The organism is Cohnella sp. GCM10012308 (genome assembly GCF_042649185.1).
Lineage (GTDB): Bacteria > Bacillota > Bacilli > Paenibacillales > Paenibacillaceae > Cohnella.
The window spans coordinates 80,866-105,433 of sequence record NZ_JBHRYU010000033.1 but is presented as its reverse complement, the minus strand read 5'-3'; the positions used below and the strand labels follow the sequence as shown (position 1 = coordinate 105,433).

Here is a 24,568-nt window from a genome sequence, read left to right as displayed (position 1 = left end):
CTTTTCGTACCATGCTGGGAGCAACGCAGTTTGCACGCATTCGATCCGTCGTCTCCACGCTCCTCAAACAAAACCTTTCCGTCCTCAAATCCCTCTCACTCGCCATTCACGGGCAGTTTCAGTTCTAGCTCACCTAAGTAGTAACCAAATGTGCAGTTAATTTCCAAGCACAAGCCGAAAATTCGGCTCATGGAGGGGAAAAGATGCGCATTTGCATGTATTTTGCCCAAAGGGGGCTAGAGCGGGGGAAATAGATGTAAATTTGCAGGCATTAGGTAGAAGGAGCGACGCTAGCGACGATAGGTCGACCAATCCAGCCGCACGCGAGTCACCCGGCACAATTATAAAATCCTTGTTATTGATCCTTTACATATCTTTTACAAATTAAGTGATCATCTAGTGATATCTTTTATTATACTTAAAAAGAATGCGAACCGAAGGGAGAGCGAGCATGTTGAAAAGGAAGACTGGTTGGAGCAAGAGATCGTCGACCGTGACGGCCGCGGCGGTATTGGTCTCTCAGGTGTTCGGAGGATTCGGCCTGTTGGAAGCCGGCAAGGCGGCGGCTGCAGAGCCGTCCGTTGCGCCGCTGCATGTGCGGATTATGGAGACGACGGATTTGCACACCAATGTACGAGGCTACGATTATTTTAAAAACGCGGAGACGGTGGCGGTCGGTCTGGACCGGACCGCAACGCTGATCAAGCAGGCGCGCGCGGAGCAGCCTAACTCGCTGTTGTTCGACAACGGCGACTTAATCCAGGGTACGCCGCTCGGCACCTATATGGCCAAAGTGGACAAGCTGTCCGAGGCGGGCAGCGTCCATCCGATGTATCAAGCGATGAATCTGCTCGGTTACGACGCAGCGACTTTCGGCAATCATGAATTCAATTACGGTCTCGATTACCTGGACAAGGCGATTGCCGGGGGCAAGGACGGCTCGGGCGAGCAGCTCCCTTACGTCAATGCCAACATTTACGTGGACGACAACCACGACGGCATTGCCCAAGAAACGGAGACGACCAATAAGTACGAGCCTTACGAGATTCTTACCCGTACGTTCAAGGACGAAAACGGCGTAGATCAGACCGTCAAGATCGGCGTCATCGGTCTCGTCACGCCGCAGATTATGGAGTGGGACAAGGCCAATCTGTCCGGCAAAGTGGTAACGCGCGATATCGCGGAGACCGCCCGCCATTTTGTGCCGCTGATGAGGGCTGACGGCGCTGACATTATCGTAGCGCTGGCGCACACAGGTTTCGATGCAAACGCAGTGGAAGGCGATCTCTCGGAAAACGACGTCAATGCGCTGAGCAAGGTGCCGGGCATCGATGCGATTACGTTTTCCCACACGCACAAAATCTTCCCGACGACGAGCGACGCCTCGCTCGACGCCCTCTTCAAGGACCCGGCGACCAACCTGCCGTACAATTCGTCCGCCAGCGTCGTTAATAATGTCTACGGACTCGGCGGCGGCACGATCAACGGCGTGTTCGCGGTTCAATCGGGTTTCGGCGGCGCGAGCCTCGGCCTGATCGACCTGAAGCTCGTCAAGGACGGCGAGGGCAAATGGGCGGTCGACAAGACGAGTTCGCAGTCGTCCACGCGCTCGATCTTCCGGACGGAGAACAAGGTCAACATCGCGAACGTGGAGCCTGACGCAGGCGTTGTCGCCGCGGTCAAAAACGCGCACGAAGCGACGATCGCCTATACCGGGCAGGAGTTGGGGCAGACAGACGCGCCGATCAACAGCTACTTTGCCATGGTGCAGGACGATCCGTCGATCCAGATCGTGACGGACGCGCAGAAGTGGTACGTACAGAAGTCGGTTGCAGGCACGGTCTACGAAGGTCTGCCGATCCTGAGCGCCGGCGCGCCGTTCAAGGCGGGACGCAACGGGCCGTCCGAGTATACGGACATCTACAAGGGTCCGCTCACGATCCGCAGCGCCAGCGATCTGTATTTGTACGACAACACGCTGAAGGCGGTCGTGATCAAGGGATCGACGGTCAAGGAATGGCTGGAGATGTCCGCTGGCGCCTTTAACCAGATCGATCCGGCGAGCACGGCGGAGCAGCAGCTCCTGAATTCGTCCTTTGCCGTTTACAACTATGATGTCATCGACGGCGTCACTTATCAGATCGACGTCACCAAGCCGGCGAAGTACAAGCCGGACGGTACCGTCAACGACGCTTCTGCAAGCCGGATCGCGAACCTGAAGTACGCGGGCAAGCCGATCGATCCTGACCAGGAGTTCGTCGTGGTTACGAACAATTACCGCGCGAGCGGCGGCGGCAACTTCCCGGGCCTCAAGGGTTCGCCGCTGGCCGTCGATTCCCAGGACGAGAACCGTCAGGTGCTGATGGATTATATCTCGGAAAAGAAAACGGTCAGCCCGAGCGCAGACGGCAACTGGTCGTTCGTGCCGATCAAGAGCAACGTCAATCTGACCTTTACAAGCTCGCCTTCTGCGGCTAAGTACGTAGAAGCGACGAACGGCAAGATTACGGACACGGGCACGCAAAACGCAAGCCAATTCGAGGTCTACAAGCTGAACGTCCCCGTCGAGGTGCATCTGCTCGGCATCAACGACCTGCACGGCCAGCTCGATACGACTTCGATCGTAAGCGGCAAGGCGGCGGGTACGGCAGCGACGCTGGCAGCTTATCTCAAGGCGGCGCGCGCTAAGTATACGAACAGCTTCCTCGTTCACAACGGAGACTCCGTCGGCGCTACCGCCCCTGTATCCTCGCTGGAGCGGGATGAGCCTACGCTGGAATGGATGAACATGATGGGCTTCGACGTCGGCACGCTGGGCAACCATGAGTTCGACCAAGGCGTAGCGGCGCTGAAGGCACAGCTCGAAGGCGGCGTCGATCCTGTCGGCGGCGAGATCGTGCACAAAGGCGTGAACTTCGACTACGTGAACGCCAACGTCGTGGACGAGAAGACGGGCGAGCCGATCATCGCTCCTTATGTCGTGAAGGAAGTCGACGGCGTAAAAATCGGCTTCATCGGCGTCGTCACGATGGCTACGGTGACCAAGGTGTCCCCGGAAGGCCTGAAGGGCGTCAAGCTGGTCGACCAGGCGCCGGTCGTGAACAAGGCGGTCGAAGAGCTGAAGAAGCAAGGCGTCAAAACAATCGTCGTGCTCGCGCATGATCCTGCAACAACGAATGCGACGACCGGGCTGACGACGGGCGAAGCCGCGGACCTGGCGAACAGCGTCGACGACGAAGTCGACGTCATCCTGGCCGGCGACAATCATGCACTGGCCAACGGTATGGTGAACGGCAAGCTGGTCGTGCAAGCTTACTCCTACGGCACCGCATTCGAGGACGTCAAGCTGACGATCGACCCGGTGACGGGCGACGTGACGAGCAAGTCGGCTACGGTCACGACGACCTTCCAGGACGGCGTAACGCCGGACGCGGACACCGAAGAGCTGGTGAACAAATATCTCGACAAGCACCCTGAGCTTAAAAATCCGGTCGGCACGACCGACGGCTCTGTCGTACGGACCGACGCTTACAACAATGAAGCGCCGCTGGGCAACCTGATCGCGGACGCCATGCGCAGCGCCTTCCCGGGCTCGGACTTCGCGTTCATGAATCCGGGCGGCATCCGCGCGGACCTGCCGAACGGCGAGGTGAAATTCGGCGATCTGGCGAAGGTGCAGCCGTTCGGCAACACGCTCGTGAAGCTGACGCTGACGGGCGCCCAGATCCGCACGCTGCTCCAGCAGCAATGGGGCGTCAAGGCGGACAGTACGGCGGACACCAAGACGCTGCAGATCTCGGGTCTGAAGTATTCGGCCAACATGGCGCTCCCGGTCGCGCAGCGCGTCACGAGCCTGACCAAGACGGACGGCACGCCGATCGAGGACAATAAGGAATACACGGCAGTCGTCAATAACTTCATGGCTGCGGGCGGAGACAACTACAAAGTGCTCACCCAAGCGAAGGAATCCGTCGTTGGACCGACTGACCTGGATATTTTCTACAAGTATATTGTAGATACGTTCAAGGGCGGGCAGATCACGGCCAAGATCGAGGGGCGCATCAACAATTCCAATGTCCCCGTGACGCCTCCGGTCAATCCAGGCACTACGACGCCTACGCCGACGCCAACCCCGACGCCGGGAGCGCCGGTGAAGGTAAGCGTAGAAGCGAAAGACGTACCAAAGGCGGACAACGGCGTCGTGAGCTTGCCGGTGACGATCCCGGCCGGCGCGACCGACGTCAGCATCTCGCTCCCGCTCAATATCGCGGAGCTGGCTGGATCCGGAACGCAGGTTAAGCTTGAGCTGGACGGCGTGACGCTGTCCCTTTCTGCCAAGGTGCTGGAGGACGCGTCGAAGCTCGTCACGGGCGATGCGGCGAAGGATGCGACCTTGTCGCTGAATTACAGCCGTTTGACGTCCGAAGCATCGACTTCGCTGCTCGCCGGCGCGCAAAACGCCAACCTGAGCGTCAAGCCTGCGGGCGCCGTTACCAAGCTCGGCCTTTCGGCTGTAACGAAGGACGGCGCGACGGCTGGCACGCTGAGCGGCTTCGCTCAGCCGGTCTCGGTCGCGGTCAAGGTAGACGGCAGCTCGAACGCCAATCTGACGAACCTGTACCGCATCGACGGCGGCAAGCCGGTCTATGTGAAAGCCAAGCTGCAAGGCGGCACGCTGACGGCAGAGGTGACGATGCCGGGCACGTATGCGGCGCTGGAATACAACCGTAATTTCGCAGACGTACCTGCATCCTACTGGGCGAAGGACGTCATCGCGGAACTGGCGGCCAAGCAATTGATCGACGGCACGGACGCTGCGAACTTCGCGCCGCAGCGGCAAATCACGCGCGCCGAGTTCGCCAAGCTGCTGGTGCAGGAGTTCGGGCTGGGCGCGAAGGGCGCCGGTTCTTCCTTCTCCGACGTGCAGAGCGGCAGCTGGTATGCTGAATTCGTGAACATCGCTTCCTCCAACGGCCTGATCACGGGCAAGGGCGACGGCAGCTTCGTGCCGAACGCGCCGATCACCCGCGAAGAGATGGCGGTCATGCTCGCGCGCATCCCGGCACTGAAGTCGGGCGGCACGGCAGGCACCGCAGGCTTCAAGGACGGCGGCAACATCAGCGGCTGGGCGCAGCAAGCGGTCGGCCGGATGCTGGACGAAGGTCTGATGCAGGGCCGCGGCGACGGCATCTTCGCGCCGAAGGGCTCCACGACGCGCGCCGAAGCGGCGAAGGTCGTGCACGGCCTGCTGGCGACGGCGGAAACGGGCGGCGGTTTCTAACGCCGATCTCGCGAAGGACTGAATACTGAAAACTAAATACTGAAAACTAAATACTGAAAACTAAATACTGAAAACTGCAGAATTACTGCGGAAACATCAAGCTCCCGGGCGCTTCGGCCCCGGGGGCTTGGCGTCTTTGGGGGAACTATTATAAGCTGTAACTAGAGGTGAGACGTCATGCAGCCGTATACGGCGCGAGTAGTTGAAGTCATTAAAGCGATACCTGCCGGCAAGGTGATGACGTACGGGCAAGTGGCGGCCGCGGCGGGCAGTCCCCGGGGCGCGAGACGCGTCGTCTGGGTGCTGCATTCGCTGAGCGAAGCGCATGGTCTTCCGTGGCACAGGGTCGTGAACGCCAAAGGCGAGATCGCGCTGCCGGGCGACGAAGCCCGGTATACGCAGCGCGCGCTGCTAGAGGAAGAGGGCGTGCTTTTCGATGGAGATTACAGGGTTGACCTCGCGCAATGCAGGTGGGACGAGGCGATTCAGGAGAATGGTTAAGCGGATGCCGGCGAAAATACTGGTCAGCGCCTGCTTGCTCGGTCAGCAGGTACGTTACGACGGCGGCGGCAAATTATGCGAGGATCCCCGGTTTTTGCAATGGCAGGCGGAAGGCCGGTTCGTGCCGGTGTGTCCCGAGGTCGCGGGCGGGCTGCCGACGCCGCGTCCGCCGGCACAGATTCGGGGCGACAGGGTCGTAACCGAGCAGGGAGAAGACCTGACGGAGGCGTTCGACCGCGGCGCGGAGCTCGCGCTGCAGGCGGCGCTTGCGCATGGCGTGGCGCTGGCGATCCTCAAGCAGAGCAGCCCCTCCTGCGGCAGCCAGTCCGTCTATGACGGTACCTTCAGCGGTGCCAAGCGCCCTGGAGAAGGCAGGACGGCAGCGCTGCTTCGCGAGCACGGCTTCATGGTTTTCGGAGAGGATCAGCTGGAATCGGCCGAGCGCGAGCTGGCGCGGCTGGAACGGGAGAGGACGGAAGCGGAACGGTGAGGACCGAATACAGAACGATGGAGATCGCCGATTATGACCGGATGATGGCGCTATGGGAGCGAATCGAAGGTCTGGCGCTGAGCGAGGCGGACGAGAGGGAAGCGATCGCGGCCTACTTGCTCCGCAATGAAGGCATGAGCTTCGTCTGCGAAGCGGAGGGAGAGCTGGCCGGCACGATTCTGTGCGGCCACGACGGACGACGCGGCTACGTGTACCATGCAGCTGTAGATCCTGCCTATCGGGGCCGGGGGATCGCCCGTCGGCTGGCCTCCCTGAGCCTGGACAAGCTGCGGGAGGCCGGCATCGGGAAATGCCACCTCTTCGTGCTCGCAGACAATGACGCTGGCGCCGGCTTTTGGGCAGCGACCGGATGGCAGCGCCGAAGCGGATTTTACGTCTACTCCCGTGATGTGTAACCCCGGAGAAAATTAGGATGCCGCGGGCTTGGCACCGAAGAAGACGGCGAAGTCGAGATATTTATACATGCAGTCGGTGTCCTGGAACCCCGCCTCCGTCATCCAGGCGAGCTGATCGTCCAGTTTGGCGTTGATATCGACGCTCCGCCGCTCCACGGATGCATCGATGGCGGATTGAGGCAGGCCGCTGGCGGCAGTCTCCGCCAGCCATCTCCGGCGGTAGTACGCATCCGAGGCCGGCGTATGGCCCGCGACCTGGTCCGCGTTGACGAACACGCCGCCAGGGGCGAGCGCGCGGTACAGCTTTTTGAACAAGTCCCGCTTGGAATCATGCGTCAAATGGTGGATCGAGAGCGACGACACGATGATCTCGTAGCGTTGGGGCGAGAAGTCATATTCGGAGTAATCGGCTACGATAAATTCGGCATTCGAGTCTCCGGCGAATCGATCCCGGGCGACGTCCAGCATGCTCGCGCTCATATCGATCAAGGAGATTTGCGCGCTTGGCAGCTTGCTTCGCACCATCGCGGCCAACAAGCCGGTGCCGGCGCCCAAGTCCAGCACGCGCGGCGAATTCTCCCCGCTCTCGGCCAACGACAACGCCATCCCGTAAAAGTCGTCAAAGCACGGAATCAGGCCCCTCCGCTGTTCGTCGTACTGACTCGCGACGGCGTCAAAATGCTTTTTCACGTTCGGGTTCATCGCATGACCTCCTCGATTGTTAACTGTCTTTATCATAGTGCCATCGCTTCCTGATAGGAAATATATAAAATATATGTTGTTTATAGTTGGTGACTATTGGGTACAAATAAAAGCTCAGTTTAGTCGGTGTTGCGAAAAATGGCGAATCCTGTCTGCCATTTGGGACGGCGATCGCCTATAATCGAAAATGAATCTACAAGGCTATGACGGTACATCTGTTCGAGGAGTGATCGCCAATGGATCGCGCATGGACGCAGAATGCCAGGTTCCTCATCGTTGACGACCAACCTACAAATATCATGCTGCTGGAGCACGTGCTGAAAAGGGCAGGCTTCAGTAACCTGCACAGTACGACTGATCCGGCCGAGACGGTACGGCTCTTCGGCGAGCTCGCGCCGGATATTGTGCTGCTCGATCTTCATATGCCCGTCGTCGACGGATTCGACGTTCTTCGGCAGTTGAGTCCGCTGATCGGGGACAGCAGCTTCCTGCCTGTCGTGGTGCTCACGGCCGACGACTCGCCGAGCGCGCGCAAAGAGGCGCTTCATTTGGGGGCCACCGATTTTATTACAAAACCGCTCGACGCTTCAGAGGTCGTGCTCCGCATCGGCAACTTGCTGAAGTCACGATATTTTTACCTGCAGCTTCAGGAGCAGAATCATACGCTCGAGCGGCGGGTCCAGGAGCGCACGGCCGAGCTGGAGCAGGCCAAGCTCGAGATCCTGCATCTGCTCGCGCGCACGGCGGAGTATCGCGACGACGAGACCGGCCAGCATACGCAGCGCGTGGGACGCATGGCACGCGATGTCGCGGTCGCGCTCGGACTGCCGCAGCAGGAGGTCGAGCTGATCGAGCAGGCGACGCCGCTGCACGATATCGGCAAGATCGGCATCGCGGACGAGATTTTGCTGAAGCCGGGCCGCTTTACTACGGATGAGTTCGAGCAGATGAAGCGGCATACGCTTATCGGCGCTTGGATTTTGGAGACGAGCTTGTTCCCGGTGCTCCAGGTAGCGGGAGAGATCGCGCTGACGCATCACGAGAAATGGAACGGGGCCGGCTATCCTCGAGGCCTTAGCGGAGCGGACATTCCGTTGTCGGGTCGGATTGTGGCGATCGCCGACTTTTACGATGCGCTCACGCACGAGCGGCCGTATAAAAAGGCCTGGACGCACGAGGAGGCGATCGCCGAGATTTGCGCGCAGCGCGGCGTACATTTCGATCCGGTGGTCGTGGACGCCTTTCTCGACGTTTTGCAGGTGCCTATCTCCTGTTGAGTGCGGGCGGGAGAATGAGCATGACCGATTAGGCTATGAGTAAGCTATAAGACTATGAGCAAGCTATAGACTATGAGCAAGCTATGAGATTGAGAGTAAGCAATGAGTAAGCCTGTATGCGAGACTATTAGCTTGTTAAGCTCTGCCTGTGCGGCGGGGCTTTTTTGGCATTTTGGGTATATTATCTTGATCAGGTTTTGCCGGGGATCGTGGCGAGCAGCCACACGGTGAGCGGAGGAGGATGTTGAACTTGTTCGATTGCGCAATCATAGGCGGCGGGCCCGCGGGGCTTAGCGCCGCGCTCGTACTGGGCAGGGCGAGACGGTCGGTCGCGCTCTTCGACGAAGGAAAACCGCGCAACCGGGTGGCGCTGGCCTCGCACGGTTTTTTGACGCGGGACGGTACCTCGCCGGCAGCCATGCGGAAAATTGCGCATGACGAGCTGGCAGCTTATCCGAGCGTGCGCGTGCGGGAGAGCCGGGTGAAGGAAGTCACTCGCGAACCGGACGGCAGCTTCCGGTTGACGGATGCGGCGGGGGAAAGCTGGCGCGCAGCCAGACTGCTGCTGGCCGCGGGACTGAAGGAGCTGCTGCCGGAAATCCCGGGGTTGTACGATTTTTATGGCAGGAGTCTGTTCTGCTGCGCTTACTGCGACGGCTGGGAGCTCCGCGATCGTCCGCTTGTGCTCATCGCGGGCAACGATCACACGTTCCATCTCGCCAAGACGGTCTTTAATTGGAGCAAGGACCTGCTCGTCTGCACCAACGGCTACGATTCGCTCGAGCCGGAAGAGGAACGCGCGCTGCGGGAGCGCGGCATCCGGATCGACCATCGCGAGATCGAACGATTCGTCGGCGAAGAAGGCCAGCTGTCGGCGGTGCGGTTCGCGGACGGCGAGGAGGCGTCATGCGCGGGCGGCTTCATCGCCGAAAGGCTGCGGCAGGCGGCTCCCTTCGGGGAACGGCTCGGCTGCGAGATGACGCCATACGGCGGCATCGAGACGGACGGCGCGGGCCGGACAAGCGTGCCCGGCATTTATGCGGCGGGCGATGCGACATGCATCATGCCGGCGCAGCTCATCGTAGCCGCAGCCGACGGCACCCGCGCCGCAATCGGCATCAACGAGGATATGACGGACGAGGCGTTCGCTTGAAGTGAGGGCGGTCCTTAGCGAGCTTTATGGTGGATTCGGGCCGGGCTGCAAGCGAGGAAAGCGCGGTTGCGTGGAGCGGCGTGAGCTGTAAGCGAGGAAAGCGCTGCTGCATGGGGCAAAAAGCTGGTTAGCCGGGCTGCAAGCGAGAAAAGCGCGGTTGCGTGGAGCGGCGTGAGCTGTAAGCGAGGAAAGCGCTGCTGAATGGGGCAAAAAGCTGGTTAGCCGGGCTGCAAGCGAGGAAAGCGCGGTTGTGTGGAGCGGCGTGAACTATAAGCGAGGAAAGCGCTGCTGCAGGAGGCGAAAAGCTGGTTAGCCGGGCTGCAAGCGAGGAAAGCGCGGTTGCGTGGAGCGGCGTGAGCTGTAAGCGAGGAAAGCGCTGCTGAATGGGGCAAAAAGCTGGTTAGCCGGGCTGCAAGCGAGGAAAGCGCGGTTGCGTGGAGCGGCGTGAGCTGTAGGTGAGGAAAGCGCTGCTGCAGGAGGCGAAAAGCTGGTTAGCCGGGCTGCAAGCGAGGAAAGCGCGGTTGCGTGGAGCGGCGTGAGCTGTAGGTGAGGAAAGCGCTGCTGCAGGAGGCGAAAAGCTGGTTTGCCGGGCTGCAAGCGAGGAAAGCGCGGTTGCGTGGAGCGGCGTGAGCTGTAGGTGTTAGAGGCAATGCTGATGCCGGTTGCGATGCCGATGTCGTAAGCGCATTTTTTGCGGTTAGGGCATGGAGCTGAAAGCAAAGGCGTGCTGCAAGCGCAAAATTTGCGCCTGCGGCACGCCCCGCTCTGATTATTGCTTGTGCAAGCGCAAAAATTGCGGTTGGAAGATCCGCGGCGCTCGATAGCCGGACTGCAACCGCAATTTTTGCGGTTCAAACGTTTCGCACTGCTCGTTCTAAATCCCGTAACGCGTCCGGAGGGAATCCGCCATCGCCTCGATCTCTTCGGGCGTCGGCAGGCGAAGCGCAGCCTCGGCGCCGGCGAGACCGGCCGGCGTCTGATGCGCGCAGATAACGTCCTTTACCGCGGCGGCGAACCGCGCGGACAGCCCGTTACCGAGGCCGGCGCCATCACCGTCACCATATCCATCACCGTCACCGTATCCATCACCGTCACCGTATCCATCACCGTCACCGTATCCATCACCGTCACCATATCCATCACCGTCACCATATCCATCACCGTCACCGTATCCATCACCGTCACCATATCCATCACCGTCACCGTATTCATCGCCGCCACTGCCACGATCGCCGTCACCGCCCTCGGCTCCCGCCCCCGTCAGCTCGGCGAGGCTCGCCATCCGATCCGTGCCGACGTCCGGGTATGCGGACGGATCCGCGCCTGCGGCCGCCAGACCGTAAAACTCGCGCACGACCCTCGCGCGCTCATCGCCTTCGCCTTCGGCAATGACGAAAGCTTGCACGGTGTACGACTTCACCTGCCTGCGCTGGGCGATGCCGCAGAACTTGCGGCCTGCGATCGACAGGTCGAAGTCGCCGGGGCAGTAGGAGCCGACGATCTCGCCTTTGGCTGCCTCGCCCCCGAGCTGCCGGACGGCCAGACGGATCAGGTCGTACATTCGCTCGAAATCGCCATGGAACGCCATATCCTCCGCCCGATCCTTCGGGAGGATCAGCGACAGGTTGACGACGCCCGGATCGAGCGGCACGGCCGCGCCGCCCGAATTGCGAACGGCGACGCCGTAGCCTTGTCCGGCCAGCCGATCGGCCGCGTCCCGCGCTTGCGGGAGACGGCTGTCCCGTAGGCCCATGACGAAGGCGCGCGGATGCCGCCACAGATGGCAGACCGCGGGTCCGCCGGCGCCGGCCGCACGGCATAGCAGCTCGTCCAGCGCGAACGCGTACAGCGGATCAACCGCCTCTAGCTGGTTCGTGCGGTCGAGGATCAGTAGACCGGCCATCCATGCGCGGTCGTAGGACGAGCCGTCGGCCGGCGAATCCGCGGTATCCGCGTGCTCCGCGTGCCCACCGCCCCCGCTATCCGCCCGCTCCACGCGCGCGCCGAACTCGTTCTCCGCCCGCTCCGCGCGCCCATCGATCCAGCTGCTCGCTCGCTCTTCGTGCTCTTCGTGCTCCCCGAACCCGTTATTCACGGGCTCGCTGCTCATAACGCTGAACGATGTCGACGATTACCTTGACGGCCTGCACCATGTTGTCGACGGAAGCGAACTCGTACTTGCCGTGGTAATTCTCCCCGCCGGTGAAGATGTTCGGCGTCGGCAGCCCCATATAGGACAACTGCGAGCCGTCCGTCCCGCCGCGGATCGGCTTGATGATCGGCTCGATGCCGAGGCTTTCCATAGCTTCGCGGGCAATTTCGACGATATGAAAGACGGGCTCGATCTTCTCCCGCATGTTATAGTACGAATCTTTCATCGTCAGCTCGATGCTGTGCTCGCCGTACGTCTGGCGGAACTCCTCCGCGATATTCTCCAGCACGTGCTTGCGCCGCTCGAACAGGCTCCGGTCATGGTCGCGCACCAGGTAGCGCAGCGTCGTCCGCTCCACGTCGCCTTCGATCGACTGCAGGTGATAGAATCCCTCGTAGCCTTCCGTGAACTCGGGCGCCTCCGCCTCCGGCAGCCGGGCATGAAAGGCCATCGCGATCTTGGCAGAGTTCACCATCTTGCCTTTTGCGGTGCCGGGATGAACGTTGGTGCCTTTGACGGTGACGACCGCACCTGCGGCGTTGAAGCTCTCGTATTCGAGCTCGCCGAGCGGTCCGCCGTCCATCGTGTAGGCATACTTCGCGCCGAACGCGGCGACGTCGAACTTGTGAGGACCCCGCCCGATCTCCTCGTCAGGGGTAAATGCGATGCGAATGCGGCCATGTTTGATCTCCGGATGACGGATCAGATAGGCCATCGCGGTTACGATCTCGGCGATGCCCGCCTTGTCGTCCGCTCCCAGGAGCGTCGTGCCGTCCGTCGTGACGAGCGTGTGTCCGACATAACGGGCGAGGTCGGGGAACATAGCCGGCGACAAAGCGATCTTGAGCGCCGAGTTCAGCACGATGTCGCCGCCGGCATAGTTGTAGACGAGCTGGGGCTTGACGTTCGTCCCCGTGAAGTCGGTAGCCGTATCGACATGCGCCAAAAAGCCGATCGTAGGGACGTCCGCATCCGTATTGGAAGGCAGGGTCGCCATCAGATAGCCGTTGTCGTCAACCGACACCTCATCCATGCCGATGCTCTTCAATTCCTCCTCCAGCATGCGGAGCAAGGTCCATTGCCCCGGCGTAGAAGGGCACGACGGACTGTTGTCGTCCGACTGGGTGTCGACTTGCGCGTATTTCACGAACCGATCGATTAATTCCTGCTTCATGGCAGGCACCTCCTCAAGATGGCGCTCGTACTGGCGCTATGCTGCGTATGTTCACATCATAACCCAAATAGCGTACATGGGAAAACAAAGCGGGCACCCGTGCGCCGACGAGGCCGGACAACCTCCGTAATCCCCGCACCTCCCGCAATCCCACACTCTCCGCAATCCCCGATCCTCCCGCAATCCTACACTCTCCGCACTCCCGCAACCTCCGCACTCCCCGCAGAGAGGCTTAAGTTAGGCCTTTACGCGCGCAGGGCCCTCCTTCATAGTGAGAGAGACAGATAGAGGAGGCATTATCGGCATGGAGCAATCGCCGTACAGATCTTTAGTGATCCGTCTCGTCCGAAACTATATCATCGGCTCGGTCGTAGCCGTGCTCGGCGTGGGCGGCGCTATATTATCGGGCAGCCTGAGCCTGCCGCGGAGCGAGCTTCTGCATTTGCAGGCGATCCTGCTGGTATCCCTCCTGACGATGTTCGTCGCCGAATATTTCGCTTTCCGCAGGCACATTGCGCCGATCCGCGAGCTGTTCCGGTCGGAGCGGCCGGCGCTGTCGCAGATCGAAGCGGCTTACCTGAGGGCACACAGGCTGCCCTCGCTTGCGGTCGCACGCACGCTTGGCCCGCATTTGCTGGGCTTGTCGCTGCCCGCGAGCGCGCTGGCGCTGCTGGCGATCCGGCTTGGCTGGGCGGATCTCCCGTACTATTACATCGGATTGGCCGCGGCGGGCGCAGTGCTCGTGGCCTGCATGCACGCTTTAATCGAGTTTTTTCTCACGGCCCAATCCATCCGTCCGCTGCTCGCGCACTTGAGAGCGGTTGGACGCCGCATGCATGGCGCCGATATATCCCTGAACGGGCGCGTCCTCGTCTCGATCCAACGCAAGTTTCAGCTAAGCGCTTTTCTGATCGGGACATTCCCGGTAATTCTGTTCAGCCTGGCGACGCAGATCCGCCTGAACGGCTGGTCGCAGGAGCTTGGTTACGACTACTGGCGGTGGGCGGGACTTATCCTCGTGACGGGCGTCGGTTTTTCCTCGCTGGGCGCCTGGCTGCTCGGAAGGGACGTCCAGCAGCCGATCCGGGAGCTGTACGAGGCGATGTCGGAGGTGCAGGCGGGCAGGCTGCAGACTTCCGCGTCCGATCTCTACTCGGACGAGTTCGCCAGACTGACGGCGGGTTTTAACGGCATGGTCGAAGGATTGCGGTCGCGGGAGCGGATGAATGCGCAACTGCTGCAGAGCTACTACGCGACGCTGGCGGCGGCGCTTGACGCCCGGGATACGTACACGGCAGGACATTCGCAGCGGGTAGCCGAGTACAGCGCAGTCATCGGACGCGCCGCAGGTCTCTCCGCCGACGAGCTCGACATATTGAACAAGTCGGCCCTGCTGCACGACATCGGCAAGATCGGCGTCCGCGACAGCGTGCTGCTTAAGGAGGGGAAGTTGACGGACGAGGAGTTCGAGCAGATCCGGCAGCACCCCTTGTTAGGCGAAAACATTCTGCTGCAGGTCGAGCCCCGCGAAGCGATGGCGCCGCTCTTGCCGGGCGTGCGTTCGCACCACGAGCGCTACGACGGCGGCGGCTATCCGGACGGTCTGAGCGGCGAAGGAATCCCCGCGGCCGGGCGCATCATCGCGGTGGCGGACGCGTTCGACGCGATGACGTCGGATCGGCCTTACCGCAAGGGGATGCCGTTCGCAAAAGCCTTCGCCATTCTTGAAGAGGGCGGGGGCGAGCAGTGGGATCCCGTATACGTCGAGTTATTCGTCTCTCGCATGCGGGGGAGATGAGCAGGGACTGCCGCAAAAAAACGTCGAAGAACGCCCGGGGCGCTCGCCTCGGGCGTTCTTCGACGTCTTAAAGCTTGCCGGGGTGCGTTGCAAGTTATCTCCCCGGCATTTTCTCCGTATCCATGTAGAGCACGTTCCACCGGTGCCCGTCCGGGTCGGCGAAGCCGCATCCGTACATCCATCCCTGGCTCTCCCCGGGCTTGCCGTACAGCTCGCCGCCGGCTGCTGCCGCCTTCGAGGCCAGCTCGTCCACTTCTTCGCGGCTGTCCGCCCCGATCGACAGCAGCACCTCCGCCGCCGCGCGGGCATCCGAAGCGCCGCTCGAAGCAAAGCCCGCAAACGTCTCTTCGGGGAAGATCATCACGACGACCGCCGGATTGCCGACCAGCAGGCTGACGGCAGAATCGCCGCCCGGAAAATTAGGATTTAATGTGAAGCCGATATCGCGATAGAACTGCCTGGCGCGCGCCAGATCCTTGCTGGGCAGGTTGATCCACAATTCCTTGGTCATGGTTGTCTCCTCCATGGCTCGCAGCCGGTTCTCTCGAAGCTTGTCCGCGTACCCCAAGCCTCTCGTCAATCCTCATTGTAGCATGCTCCCGCCGCCGGCATTTCTCATCGATTGCTCCGATCCGAACGTTTTTTTTCTAAAAATAGGCACTCGCCTGCTTGACGCATCATTGGGAGTGTTGTATGGTTAGTTACATAAGTAATTAACCAGTGTGGTGGTGAGGTTAACGATGAGCTTCCTGATCGACGACAGCCGTCCGATATTCGTGCAAATCGCCGAACGCATCGAGAACGACATTATCGAGGGCGCGCTGCCTGAGGAATCCCAGGTGCCGTCGACCAATCAGTTCGCGGCATTTTACCAGATCAATCCGGCGACGGCGGCCAAGGGCGTCAATCTGTTGACGGAGCAAGGCATTCTTTATAAGAAGAGAGGGATCGGCATGTTCGTGGCGACGGGGGCGAAGGCGAGCCTGGTCGAGAAGCGCAAGGAGCAGTTCTTCGAGCAGTATGTCGTGGCGATGATGCGGGAAGCGGAGAAGCTTGGCATTACGCAGGATCAGCTGGCGGACATGGTCCGCAAGGGAGGGAACAAGTCATGAGCGCGATCGTAAAGGTAACGAACCTGACCAAGTCCTACGGCGGCACCGCGGCGGTCCGCGGCGTAAGCTTCGAGCTGGAGGAGAACAAGATCTACGGGCTTCTCGGCCGCAACGGCGCCGGCAAGACGACGATCATGCACATGCTGACGGCGCAGCAATTCGCGTCAGGCGGGGATATCGAGGTGTTCGGCGAAGCGCCGTTCGAGAACGAGTCGGTGCTGAGGCGCGTCTGCTTCATCAAGGAGAGCCAGAAGTACCCTCCGATGTTCACCGTGAAGGACGTGCTGGAGGTGTCCGCCTCGCTGCATCCGAATTGGGACGCGGCGTACGCGGCCGAACTGGCCGAGGCGTTCGGGCTGCCAATGAAGCGCAAGATGCAGAAGCTGTCCCGGGGCATGCTGTCCGCCGCCGGCGTCGTCGTCGGGCTGGCCAGCCGAGCGCCGCTTACGATTTTCGACGAGCCGTATCTCGGATTGGACGCCGTGGCGCGCACCTTGTTCTATGACCGGCTGCTGGAGGACTATGCCGTACATCCGCGCACCGTCATCCTGTCGACGCACCTGATCGACGAAGTTAGCCGCCTGCTGGAGCACGTGCTGCTAATCGACCAGGGCCAGCTGCTGCTGGACCAGGACGTAGAACGGTTGTCGGGGATGGCCTACAGCGTCGTCGGCGCCGCCGCCAGGATCGAGTCGTTCTTGTCGGGGAAAAAGGTGCTGTCGCGGGACGCGATGGGTTCGATCGCTTCGGCGACGGTCATGGGAGAGGCGAGTCCGCAGGAGCGCAGAGAGGCCGCGGAGCGCGGTCTGGAGTTCGCGCCGGTGTCGCTTCAGCAGCTGATCGTCCATCTGACGGGCGGCAAAAAAGGGGAGAAGGAGGCGGTCTCATTATGAATATCGCCCAACGCGGAAGAATGAAGGCGGTCACGTCCACGATTCTGAAGGACAAATTCAGCTGGTTCCTGCTGCCTTGGATCATCTCCGGATCGAGCTTTGTCGTTAATCTGGCCATCGCCTTCTTTTCTAAGGAAGACATCACGACGGGCGGCGTCGCGTCCTTGTATATCTACATGCTCGCGGCCGGCATCATGTCGGTATCCAGCACCCTGCCCTTTTTGCTCGGCTTCAGCGTTCGCAGATCCGATTACTTCTGGGGCACGGGAGGCGTCATCGGCCTGGTGGGCGTCGTCTGCGCCGCCGGCTTGACCTTGTTGTCGTACATCGAGAACGAGTGGACCGAAGGCTGGGGAGTCGGACTCTACTTCTTCCACCTGCCCTACCTCAGCGAAGGATCCGCGCCAGTTCAGTTTCTGATCTACTTCCTGCTGATCGTCTTCTTGTTCTACCTCGGCTTCCTGATCGCCTGCGTCGCCAAGCGCTTCGGCAAGACCGGCATGTTCATCCTCTCCATCGCCGTCCTCGCGATCGGCACGGTCTGGAGCTACGTCATGACGCAGCAAGGCTGGTGGATCGATCTCGGGCACTGGCTGGCGGACCGCACGATGCTCGAGATCGCCGGCGGCACCGCGCCGCTGACGCTCCTGTTCATGGCGATCTCCTATGCGCTGCTGCGCCGCACGTCCGTCTGACGCCGTCAGGCGGGAGGCAGCTCCCGCAGATTGGGCGACATATGAATATGCGCCACGCCTTCGCGGCACAACCCATACGGCTCCCATCTGCAATCGCTGCAGAGGGAGCCGATGTCGTCCGGCCGCACGCGAGCGGCGACGCCGGCTAAGATCTCCGTCCACGTGCGCCGCTCTCCGATCGCGATGCCGACCTGCCGCGCGATCTCCTCATCCTTGCGGTACACGCTCGCATTCTCGCAATGCGGCTCTTGGTCCTCTGGAAACGCCGCACATATGTCGTCGGGTCCAAGAATCAGTTCGATCTCCGTTTCGGGCTCCGCCCGAAGCCGCTCGTATACGCGCGTCATGTTCGCGCAAAACCCCTCCGAGTACCCTTTTCCCCGGTAACCCAGCAGACAGAGCAGATGATGTCCGCGCAGCTTGATTGTCATGCGTCGTCATTCCTTTGGCTTCTTTGTTAACCTTGATTATAACAGGCGGTTAACAATTCTGCATGCTTGTCGGCGGGGAGGGCTGGCAGAATGGGATAGTCAATTTGCTTTACTAATTTGCCGCCTCATGCTATTCTTTGCATATGGTCAATTAAATTGACTATATCTAAGGGAGGCAAAGTGCATGAACCAGCAGCCGAAAGCTTTAAGTTCATTCCGTGAAAATGAGCTTGCTCAGTTAGGCGAACAAGGTGAAAGAACGAACTCTGAAGGAATCCCGACTCCCGCAGCAATTGCGCGAGATTTCATCGAACGATTCTGGAATGAAGGCGATTCTGCCTGTGTCGCGCAGTATCTGACGGACGATTACCTCGATCATGCCTATGAACCGGATAATGCGGACGGCTTGCTTGCGATGGCGGAAAGGCTGCGGACGGCGTTTCCCGATCAGCGGTCGACGGTCGAAAGCGTCACGGCGGAGGCGGATCGCGTCGTTGTCCGCCTTCGGATGAAAGGGACCCATCTGGGCACGTTTAGAGGTAAAGCGGCCACGGGCCTGCCGATCGATGCCAAGCTGTACCGGGAATACCGCGTCGCGAATGGCCGGATCGCGGAGCATTGGGCGCTATTCGACACCGCTGCGCTGCTGCGCCAGATCGGCGCGGAGCTTAGCGAGCAGCCTGCCTGCCGCGTGAACGGCGCGCCGGCGGTCGAGTAACGGGCAGCCAAGGAAGCGGAAAGCGGGTTACTTGGAAAAGAAGCGGGGCGCTTGTTAGTCTGTGGCGGCTTCGATAGGGAGCGGAGGTTCGGAGGGCGGCGGGAGGCGTAAGACAGGATGCGTAAGACAGGACACGTAAGACAGGACACGTAAGACAGGATGCGTATGACGGAGGCCGTAAGACAGGATGCGTAAGACACGATGCGTATGGCGGAGGCCGTAAGACAGGATGCGCAAGACAGGATGCGTAAGGCGGGCGGCGGGAAACGGGAGGTGCGAGGTAATGAGGATGGATTGATATGCTTATCCGCTGATCAGACGATTTGTTGGTAGCCAGGCAGGTAAGTTTCCCTGTTCAGGCCTCTCCTCCGGACACAGCGTACGCTATTTGCTCTAAGTTCGGGATTCGTCGATGTTAGCGGACAGGTGATCCGTTATGGGCCGCAGAATGGGCCGATCTGGCGCCCAATCACGGCGATAACGGATCTGTGGTCCGAATTAGCCTTCAAATGGGGCATTTTCGTCGAATAACGGATCGTGTGTCCGCAGTTCGTAACGTCTCGTCCCGCGCCGCGCCAAATCGCGCCGCATTGTGCCGCCTGCACCCAAGTCGGTCCCGTTTCGGCCTCAAGCTCTCCCCGCCGCAAGCCCTCCGCCGCAAGTCCTCCGCCCCCAAGCCCTCCGCCCCAAGTCCTCCGCCCCCAAGCCCTCCGCCCCCAAGCCCTCCGCCCCCAAGCCCTCCGCCCCCAAGCCCTCCCCCTCCCACCGCATGTGATACAATGGACAGCGACAAGCAGGACAAGGGATCGGGAGGGAAACGCCATGTCCGAGGCGGGCGCCTGGGGTTACGAATTAACTTTTTTATTTGCGACGGCCTTCCGCGCGGCGGTTGACGAGCTGCATCGAGAGCTGGCTGCTCAGGGCTTCGACGACGTGCGTCCGTCGCACGGCTACGCGTTCCAGAAGCTCTCGTTCGGCGGAGCGACGGGCATCGAGCTGGCCGAGCATCTGGAGATCACCAAGCAGGCGGCCACGCAGATGATCGATTATCTCGAAGGACGCGGTTATGTCGAGCGTCGTCCGCATCCGAGCGACGGTCGCGGCAAGATGGTCGTGCTCACCGAGCGAGGATGGGCCTGCATCCGGGCGACCGAGGCGCAGTTCGGCAGCATAGAGAAAAGATGGCGCGAGCGGCTCGGGGAGCGCGAAGCCGAGCGGTTGACGCAAAGCATGCGCGACATCGTTCATTCCTTCGGCGAGGGGACCGTGAAGTTCCGGCCGGTATGGTAAACCCTTCAGACAGATTCCCGTTTTGACCATCCGCTCTCATATTCCAGCGATTTGGAGTAATGGAGGGAATTGCCGCCCGTTTGTAGAATGGTGTAGATGAACGGCGCGCCGCGCCGGACGCCGCCGCTCGGCGTCTTTCCGCGGAGCAGGCCGCGAATCTACATGCGACGGGAGAATGCCGATGAGCAGGAAGTTTCTGAACTCCCCGACGGCCTATGCGCTCGGGATGTTCGCGATGATGGTGCCCAGCCAGGCCTTCAGTTCGTTTTACACGTATTATTATGTTGAAAAGCTGGGGCTGGCTGTCGGACTCGCCACGCTCGCGCGGACGATCTATCTCATCTGGGACGCCGTCAACCAGCCGATGGCGGGCTATTTTTCCGACCGCACGCGCTCGCGGCACGGCCGCCGCAGGCCCTGGATATTCGTGTCCATCCCGCTGTTCATGCTGGCCTTCGTCATGGTGTTCGCCGTTCCTACGGGCTTACATGACAGCGCTTTATTTGCCTGGTTCCTCGTCGCGCTCATCCTCTTCGAAGCGATCGCGACGATCTTATGGGTGAACTACGGCGCGCTTTTTCCCGAGCTGTTCACCGGCGACAGCCTGCGAGCCAAGGCGTCGGCCGTTCAGCAGGCCTACCAGATTCTTGCCATCCTGATCGGTACGGCGCTGACGCCGATTCTCTACAAGGCGCTCGGCTTCGGCACGATGTCCGTCGTATACGCGGCCCTATTCGGCATCTTCATGACGATCTTCGTCCTGAATGTCCGCGAGAACGAGACGTTCGCCAAGGAAGAGCCGCTGCCGCTCGTCCAGGCGTTTCGCGAAACCTTGAAGAACAAAGAGCTCTGGCTTTTTTTCGTGGCTTGCTCTTTCGCCCAGACGGTGAACGGTCTCGTCAGCTCGATGATTCCCTTCTACGCGAAGTACGCGCTCGGCGTCGAAGAGAGCGACGTCATGCTGCTGATGGCTTCCGTCTTCGTATCGGTCATTCCGCTCGTCGCGGTATGGTTTTATATTGTGAAAAGATTGGGCGGCTACCGCAGCTGGCGCTTCTCCTTCATCGTATATGGACTGTCCGTGATCCCTCTGTGGTTCGCCGACAATCTGGGCACCGGCATCGCGGCGGGCATCTGCTTCGGCTTCGGACTGGCGGGCTTTCTCGTCTCCCCGGCGCTGCTCACCAGCGAGATTATCGACAGAGACGCTTTGCGTACCGGCCGCCGCAGAGAAGGGATGTACACGGCAGTCGGCGGCTTTCTCACGCGCTCCAGCGGCCTGATCTCTGCGCTCGCCTTTTTCATCGTCGGGCGGCTGTTCGGCTACGTGAGCGGCGACGAGCCGGGGCCGCATCCGGAAGAAACGTTCCGCTATCTGATCTGTATCGTACCGCTCTCCCTGCTGGCCGTCTCGTTCGTCATCTCGCTATTTCTGAAGCCGCAGCCCGTCCCCGTGACGCCGCACATGCCAGGAGGGATCGACGCCTGATGGCAAAGCTGCTGATTTTAAATTGCGACGACTTTGGCCAGAGCGCGCCGGCGAACGAAGCCATCATGCATCTGCTTGAGGAACGCCGGGTCTCGTCCGCCACGATCATGACGCCCGCCCTGGGCTTTGACCAGGCCGCGGAATGGTGCAGGCGCCACCCCGAGGCCAACATCGGCCTGCATCTGACCTTCACGAGCGAATACGACGCCGTGCGTTTTGCGAGCCTGACGGGCAGCGCTTCCCTGCACGATTCGGACGGCTATATGTACAAGACCGTCGAGGCGTTCGAACGCGGAGCCGCCAAGGCCGACGTCATCGCGGAGATGAAGGCGCAGTTCGAAGCCGTCGCGCGGGCCGGCATCGCCGTGACGCACGCGGACAATCATATGGGCAGCCTATACGGCATCGCCACCGGTCGCAGCTATTTGCCGCAAGTCTTTTGGCAATGCTCGCGCAGGGGGCTGCCGTTTCGGCTGTTTCGGCATATCGACCCTGCCGAAGCGATAACGGCGAACGCGCCCGGCGTAGAGGCGACCCTGGCCAAGGCGGTCGCGTTATGCGACACGCTCGGCGTGGCGGTGCCGGATTACCTGTTGAGCCATCCCTACGAGGTTCAACCGGGAGAGACGTACGAATCGTTTAAGGAGATGCTGATCGCCAAGCTGTATACGCTGCCGGAAGGCGTGGTCGAGACCTTTATCCACCCGGCGGTTCCGGACGCCGACCTTGGCGCCCGCATTCCCCATTGGGATAAACGGGTGTGGGAATACAAGCTCATGCTGGATCCCGATTTCTCGGCAGCGGTGAAAGACGCGGGCGTGCAGCTGACGGATTACCGGTATGTGCGGGAAAAGCTGCGGCGGCCCCGGCTCGGCTCGGGGCTCAGGTTGGCCAGGCTTCTGCTTGGACGGAGCTGAGGAGCGCGGATGCAAAAAAAGCGCGCCCTCGAACGGGTTTCGTTCGGAGGCGCGCCGCCTTATTTATTGGTGCTGTGCTGGCGGGAAGACACCTTCTGGCCTTGCGTGCCTTGACCCTGATGCGCTTTATTGCGCTTATCCTTGCGCTGGCGATCATGGACCTGCTCCACGAATTCATGCGTATCGCTCATGTCCGCGAACCCCCTTGCTTATGATTTTTGATAAAATGAGTGCACGATCATCCTTTATTTCTTACCCTTCGAACCAGAGCTGCAGGCCGTATCCGCCGCCGTGCGAAACTCTTCTTCGTTCCGCGAGCCGAGCTTTTCGCCGAATTGGTCCAGTCTGCCGGGATGACCCGCAGGTCCGCCGTTCTTCGGTCTGTTGTTGCGTCCGGACATGTCGTCATCTCCTCTTCGAGATCGTTAAATTGCTTTTGTAGTCTTCCCTTGCGTCAAAGGGGATTATGCGAATAGCGCGGGGAGGCTGCTAAGGCGTCGAAGCCACTATAACGGATCGTCGAGGTATGACGAACTTGACACCGTGTGCTACAATTCGGGCATTGCCGGAGATAAGTTACAGCGCCGGCTCGGCATTCGCGCGGCGGGTTTGGCGTATGCTGTAGGTGATGCCCGGAGGATGGATGAGGATGAAGAACACTTCGAATCGCGAAAATAATGCAATGCTTGATTTAGATCGCCCGGGCGTGCCATCCGAATCGGAGCGGGAGCTTGCCCTCGAGCAAGCGCAGGAGCGCGAGCGCGCGGAGAAGGCTAAGCGCGGCAGGCTGCTCTGGCTGGCCGTCGGCATCGTGCTGATCGCGGCCAATCTGCGCGGCGCTCTTACCGCGGTCGGACCGGTAGTCGGCCGGATCAAGGACGACCTGGCGCTGTCGGGCGCAGGCGCGGGCATGCTGACAACACTCGGCCTGCTTGCCTTCGCCGTGATCTCGCCGGCGGCGCCCAAGCTGTCGCGCCGCTACGGCGCGGAGAACACGCTCCTCGTCGGCATGGCCTTGATCACGGTGGGCGTAATCGTGCGGGCCGCTCCTTATTCGGCGCTGCTGTTCGCGGGCACCGTATTGATCGGCATCGGCATCGGCCTTGGCAACGTGCTCGTGCCCGCGCTCATCAAGCGGGACTTCGCGAACCGCGCCGGACTCATGACCGGTATCTACTCGGTCGCCCTTACGCTCGTCGCCGGCATCGCGTCCGGCGTCAGCATTCCGATTGCGGACGCGCCGGGCTTCGGCTGGCGCGGCGCGCTCGGCGTATGGGGGCTCGCCTCCACGCTGGCGATGATCGCTTGGCTGCCGCAGGTCAGCCGCGGCCGGCGCGAGCGGGGCGTCAGCCGCCCGGTCGTCGCGTCAGCGCGCCCGTGGCGCTCGCCATTGGCTTGGCAGGTCTCTTTGTTCATGGGCTTCCAATCGATTATTTTTTATGTCAACGTCACCTGGCTGCCGGAGCTTCTGCAGGATCGCGGCATGAGTCCGGGCACCGCAGGCTGGATGCTGTCGCTCATGCAGATCATCGGCCTGCCCGCCAACTTCCTGGCGCCGGTGCTTGCTGCGCGGCGTCCGAGCCAGCGGGGTATTATGGCGATCGTCATGACGATGCTCCTCGTCGGATACGGGGGCTTGCTTTTGGATGCCGGCACGGGACCTCTGACGGTTGCGTGGGTACTTCTGATCGGGGTCGGCGCTGGCGCAAGCTTCAGCCTTTGCCTCGTGTTTTTCTCGCTGCGCACCCGCACCGCGAGCGAGGCGACGGAGCTGTCGGGCATGGCTCAATTCGTCGGCTACCTCGTGGCGGCGGTAGGCCCCGCTTTTATCGGTTTTATCCACGACCGCTCCGGGGGATGGCAGACGCCGCTCGTGGTCATGGTCGTCGTCGTGGCGCTGGCTGCGCTGTTCGGGCTGGGCTCGAGCCGGGCCGCCTATGTATCGTCAGCTTCCGTGTCGGCCCCCAATGATTCGACAGGCGCCGACACAAAATAGACACAATTAACCTTTTTAATTTTTTTACATCTGGGGCGCAAACGGGTGTAAAATGGTGAACAAGGGTTCATTTCGACCTTCCG

Annotated in this window: 22 protein-coding genes; 15 read left to right on the top strand and 7 right to left on the bottom strand. The window is 61.0% G+C overall.

What is annotated here, in order from left to right; translation table 11 throughout:
• Positions 1–451: 451 nt before the first annotated feature.
• The 4 genes from ACFOTD_RS27560 (at position 452) to ACFOTD_RS27545 (ending at position 6,688) form a co-directional block, all read left to right on the top strand.
• A complete protein-coding gene (locus ACFOTD_RS27560) occupies positions 452–5,281 on the top strand; it encodes a bifunctional 2',3'-cyclic-nucleotide 2'-phosphodiesterase/3'-nucleotidase (protein WP_378123166.1) in 4,830 nt (1,609 codons plus the stop codon).
• Positions 5,282–5,458: 177 nt separating this feature from the next.
• Positions 5,459–5,782, top strand: a complete 324-nt coding sequence (locus tag ACFOTD_RS27555) for an MGMT family protein (RefSeq protein WP_378123165.1) — start codon at positions 5,459–5,461, stop codon at positions 5,780–5,782.
• A 4-nt stretch (positions 5,783–5,786) separates the two neighbouring features.
• Positions 5,787–6,272, top strand: a complete 486-nt coding sequence (locus tag ACFOTD_RS27550) for a 2-thiouracil desulfurase family protein (RefSeq protein WP_378123164.1) — start codon at positions 5,787–5,789, stop codon at positions 6,270–6,272.
• Positions 6,269–6,688: a GNAT family N-acetyltransferase gene (locus ACFOTD_RS27545; RefSeq protein WP_378123163.1), complete on the top strand. Its 420-nt coding sequence runs from the start codon at positions 6,269–6,271 to the stop codon at positions 6,686–6,688. The genes ACFOTD_RS27550 and ACFOTD_RS27545 overlap by 4 nt, the downstream gene beginning before the upstream one ends.
• Positions 6,689–6,700: 12 nt before the next feature.
• Here the strand turns inward: ACFOTD_RS27545 and ACFOTD_RS27540 are convergent, their stop codons facing one another.
• Positions 6,701–7,390 (bottom strand): class I SAM-dependent methyltransferase, encoded by a 690-nt coding sequence (locus tag ACFOTD_RS27540; RefSeq protein ID WP_378123162.1) that lies wholly within the window; start codon positions 7,388–7,390, stop codon positions 6,701–6,703.
• Between the two features lie 236 nt (positions 7,391–7,626).
• Between ACFOTD_RS27540 and ACFOTD_RS27535 the strand changes: the two genes are divergently transcribed.
• A complete protein-coding gene (locus tag ACFOTD_RS27535) occupies positions 7,627–8,667 on the top strand; it encodes an HD domain-containing phosphohydrolase (protein ID WP_378123161.1) in 1,041 nt (346 codons plus the stop codon).
• Between the two features lie 250 nt (positions 8,668–8,917).
• Complete coding sequence (locus ACFOTD_RS27530; protein ID WP_378123160.1) at positions 8,918–9,820, top strand: NAD(P)/FAD-dependent oxidoreductase; 903 nt, start codon at positions 8,918–8,920, stop codon at positions 9,818–9,820.
• 874 nt (positions 9,821–10,694) lie between these two features.
• Here the strand turns inward: ACFOTD_RS27530 and ACFOTD_RS34585 are convergent.
• Positions 10,695–11,915, bottom strand: a complete 1,221-nt coding sequence (locus tag ACFOTD_RS34585; protein WP_483862639.1) for a lipoate--protein ligase family protein — start codon at positions 11,913–11,915, stop codon at positions 10,695–10,697.
• On the bottom strand, positions 11,908–13,146 hold the full coding sequence (pepT, locus tag ACFOTD_RS27520) for a peptidase T (RefSeq protein WP_378123159.1): 1,239 nt from the start codon (positions 13,144–13,146) through the stop codon (positions 11,908–11,910). The genes ACFOTD_RS34585 and pepT overlap by 8 nt, the downstream gene beginning before the upstream one ends.
• A gap of 304 nt (positions 13,147–13,450) precedes the next feature.
• On the opposite strand from pepT, the gene ACFOTD_RS27515 reads away from it, so the two are divergent.
• A complete protein-coding gene (locus tag ACFOTD_RS27515; protein ID WP_378123158.1) occupies positions 13,451–14,944 on the top strand; it encodes an HD-GYP domain-containing protein in 1,494 nt (497 codons plus the stop codon).
• Positions 14,945–15,038: 94 nt separating this feature from the next.
• Here ACFOTD_RS27515 and ACFOTD_RS27510 read toward each other — a convergent pair whose 3' ends face one another.
• Positions 15,039–15,455 (bottom strand): VOC family protein, encoded by a 417-nt coding sequence (locus ACFOTD_RS27510; protein WP_378123157.1) that lies wholly within the window; start codon positions 15,453–15,455, stop codon positions 15,039–15,041.
• 229 nt (positions 15,456–15,684) lie between these two features.
• On the opposite strand from ACFOTD_RS27510, the gene ACFOTD_RS27505 reads away from it, so the two are divergent.
• The 3 genes from ACFOTD_RS27505 to ACFOTD_RS27495 are packed head-to-tail and all read left to right on the top strand — an operon-like array spanning position 15,685 to position 17,644.
• Complete coding sequence (locus tag ACFOTD_RS27505; RefSeq protein ID WP_378123156.1) at positions 15,685–16,056, top strand: GntR family transcriptional regulator; 372 nt, start codon at positions 15,685–15,687, stop codon at positions 16,054–16,056.
• Entirely contained in the window at positions 16,053–16,949 is an 897-nt protein-coding gene (locus ACFOTD_RS27500; protein WP_378123155.1) for an ABC transporter ATP-binding protein, read from the top strand. The genes ACFOTD_RS27505 and ACFOTD_RS27500 overlap by 4 nt, the downstream gene beginning before the upstream one ends.
• On the top strand, positions 16,946–17,644 hold the full coding sequence (locus ACFOTD_RS27495; RefSeq protein WP_378123154.1) for a hypothetical protein: 699 nt from the start codon (positions 16,946–16,948) through the stop codon (positions 17,642–17,644). The genes ACFOTD_RS27500 and ACFOTD_RS27495 overlap by 4 nt, the downstream gene beginning before the upstream one ends.
• Before the next feature lie 5 nt (positions 17,645–17,649).
• On the opposite strand, the gene ACFOTD_RS27490 is transcribed toward ACFOTD_RS27495, so the two are convergent.
• Complete coding sequence (locus ACFOTD_RS27490; RefSeq protein WP_378123153.1) at positions 17,650–18,075, bottom strand: DUF1284 domain-containing protein; 426 nt, start codon at positions 18,073–18,075, stop codon at positions 17,650–17,652.
• Positions 18,076–18,259: 184 nt separating this feature from the next.
• Here ACFOTD_RS27490 and ACFOTD_RS27485 point away from each other — a divergent pair, with 184 nt between their 5' ends.
• The 4 genes from ACFOTD_RS27485 to ACFOTD_RS27470 all read left to right on the top strand — a co-directional run bounded on the left by ACFOTD_RS27485 (position 18,260) and on the right by ACFOTD_RS27470 (position 22,489).
• Positions 18,260–18,793, top strand: coding sequence for an ester cyclase (locus ACFOTD_RS27485; RefSeq protein ID WP_378123152.1), 534 nt, complete (start codon positions 18,260–18,262; stop codon positions 18,791–18,793).
• Between the two features lie 822 nt (positions 18,794–19,615).
• A complete protein-coding gene (locus ACFOTD_RS27480; protein ID WP_378123150.1) occupies positions 19,616–20,083 on the top strand; it encodes a MarR family winged helix-turn-helix transcriptional regulator in 468 nt (155 codons plus the stop codon).
• A 181-nt stretch (positions 20,084–20,264) separates the two neighbouring features.
• Positions 20,265–21,572 (top strand): MFS transporter, encoded by a 1,308-nt coding sequence (locus ACFOTD_RS27475; protein WP_378123149.1) that lies wholly within the window; start codon positions 20,265–20,267, stop codon positions 21,570–21,572.
• Complete coding sequence (locus ACFOTD_RS27470) at positions 21,572–22,489, top strand: polysaccharide deacetylase family protein (protein ID WP_378123148.1); 918 nt, start codon at positions 21,572–21,574, stop codon at positions 22,487–22,489. Before ACFOTD_RS27475 ends, ACFOTD_RS27470 begins: the two co-directional genes overlap by 1 nt.
• A 59-nt stretch (positions 22,490–22,548) precedes the next feature.
• Here ACFOTD_RS27470 and ACFOTD_RS27465 read toward each other — a convergent pair whose 3' ends face one another.
• Together ACFOTD_RS27465 and ACFOTD_RS27460 are read right to left on the bottom strand one after the other, a co-directional pair.
• Positions 22,549–22,680 carry a DUF4023 family protein gene (locus ACFOTD_RS27465; protein ID WP_378123147.1) on the bottom strand — a complete coding sequence of 44 codons (132 nt, stop codon included), beginning with the start codon at positions 22,678–22,680 and terminating at the stop codon, positions 22,549–22,551.
• A gap of 54 nt (positions 22,681–22,734) precedes the next feature.
• Positions 22,735–22,890, bottom strand: coding sequence for a hypothetical protein (locus ACFOTD_RS27460; RefSeq protein ID WP_378123146.1), 156 nt, complete (start codon positions 22,888–22,890; stop codon positions 22,735–22,737).
• A gap of 248 nt (positions 22,891–23,138) precedes the next feature.
• Here ACFOTD_RS27460 and ACFOTD_RS27455 point away from each other — a divergent pair, with 248 nt between their 5' ends.
• On the top strand, positions 23,139–24,485 hold the full coding sequence (locus tag ACFOTD_RS27455) for a CynX/NimT family MFS transporter (protein ID WP_378123145.1): 1,347 nt from the start codon (positions 23,139–23,141) through the stop codon (positions 24,483–24,485).
• The last annotated feature ends 83 nt before the right edge of the window (positions 24,486–24,568 follow it).

Excerpts from the sequence above, each read along its gene's own strand:
- ACFOTD_RS27505 (WP_378123156.1), top strand. The coding sequence starts at position 15,685 with ATGAGCTTCCTGATCGACGACAGCCGTCCGATATTCGTGCAAATCGCC.
- ACFOTD_RS27550 (WP_378123164.1), top strand. The coding sequence starts at position 5,787 with ATGCCGGCGAAAATACTGGTCAGCGCCTGCTTGCTCGGTCAGCAGGTA.
- pepT (WP_378123159.1), bottom strand. The coding sequence starts at position 13,146 with ATGAAGCAGGAATTAATCGATCGGTTCGTGAAATACGCGCAAGTCGAC.
- ACFOTD_RS27460 (WP_378123146.1), bottom strand. The coding sequence starts at position 22,890 with ATGTCCGGACGCAACAACAGACCGAAGAACGGCGGACCTGCGGGTCAT.
- ACFOTD_RS27455 (WP_378123145.1), top strand. The coding sequence starts at position 23,139 with ATGAAGAACACTTCGAATCGCGAAAATAATGCAATGCTTGATTTAGAT.
- ACFOTD_RS27500 (WP_378123155.1), top strand. The coding sequence starts at position 16,053 with ATGAGCGCGATCGTAAAGGTAACGAACCTGACCAAGTCCTACGGCGGC.
- ACFOTD_RS27495 (WP_378123154.1), top strand. The coding sequence starts at position 16,946 with ATGAATATCGCCCAACGCGGAAGAATGAAGGCGGTCACGTCCACGATT.
- ACFOTD_RS27535 (WP_378123161.1), top strand. The coding sequence starts at position 7,627 with ATGGATCGCGCATGGACGCAGAATGCCAGGTTCCTCATCGTTGACGAC.
- ACFOTD_RS27485 (WP_378123152.1), top strand. The coding sequence starts at position 18,260 with ATGAACCAGCAGCCGAAAGCTTTAAGTTCATTCCGTGAAAATGAGCTT.
- ACFOTD_RS27510 (WP_378123157.1), bottom strand. The coding sequence starts at position 15,455 with ATGACCAAGGAATTGTGGATCAACCTGCCCAGCAAGGATCTGGCGCGC.
- ACFOTD_RS27480 (WP_378123150.1), top strand. The coding sequence starts at position 19,616 with ATGTCCGAGGCGGGCGCCTGGGGTTACGAATTAACTTTTTTATTTGCG.
- ACFOTD_RS27540 (WP_378123162.1), bottom strand. The coding sequence starts at position 7,390 with ATGAACCCGAACGTGAAAAAGCATTTTGACGCCGTCGCGAGTCAGTAC.
- ACFOTD_RS27490 (WP_378123153.1), bottom strand. The coding sequence starts at position 18,075 with ATGACAATCAAGCTGCGCGGACATCATCTGCTCTGTCTGCTGGGTTAC.
- ACFOTD_RS27470 (WP_378123148.1), top strand. The coding sequence starts at position 21,572 with ATGGCAAAGCTGCTGATTTTAAATTGCGACGACTTTGGCCAGAGCGCG.
- ACFOTD_RS27465 (WP_378123147.1), bottom strand. The coding sequence starts at position 22,680 with ATGAGCGATACGCATGAATTCGTGGAGCAGGTCCATGATCGCCAGCGC.
- ACFOTD_RS27560 (WP_378123166.1), top strand. The coding sequence starts at position 452 with ATGTTGAAAAGGAAGACTGGTTGGAGCAAGAGATCGTCGACCGTGACG.
- ACFOTD_RS27475 (WP_378123149.1), top strand. The coding sequence starts at position 20,265 with ATGAGCAGGAAGTTTCTGAACTCCCCGACGGCCTATGCGCTCGGGATG.
- ACFOTD_RS27555 (WP_378123165.1), top strand. The coding sequence starts at position 5,459 with ATGCAGCCGTATACGGCGCGAGTAGTTGAAGTCATTAAAGCGATACCT.
- ACFOTD_RS27515 (WP_378123158.1), top strand. The coding sequence starts at position 13,451 with ATGGAGCAATCGCCGTACAGATCTTTAGTGATCCGTCTCGTCCGAAAC.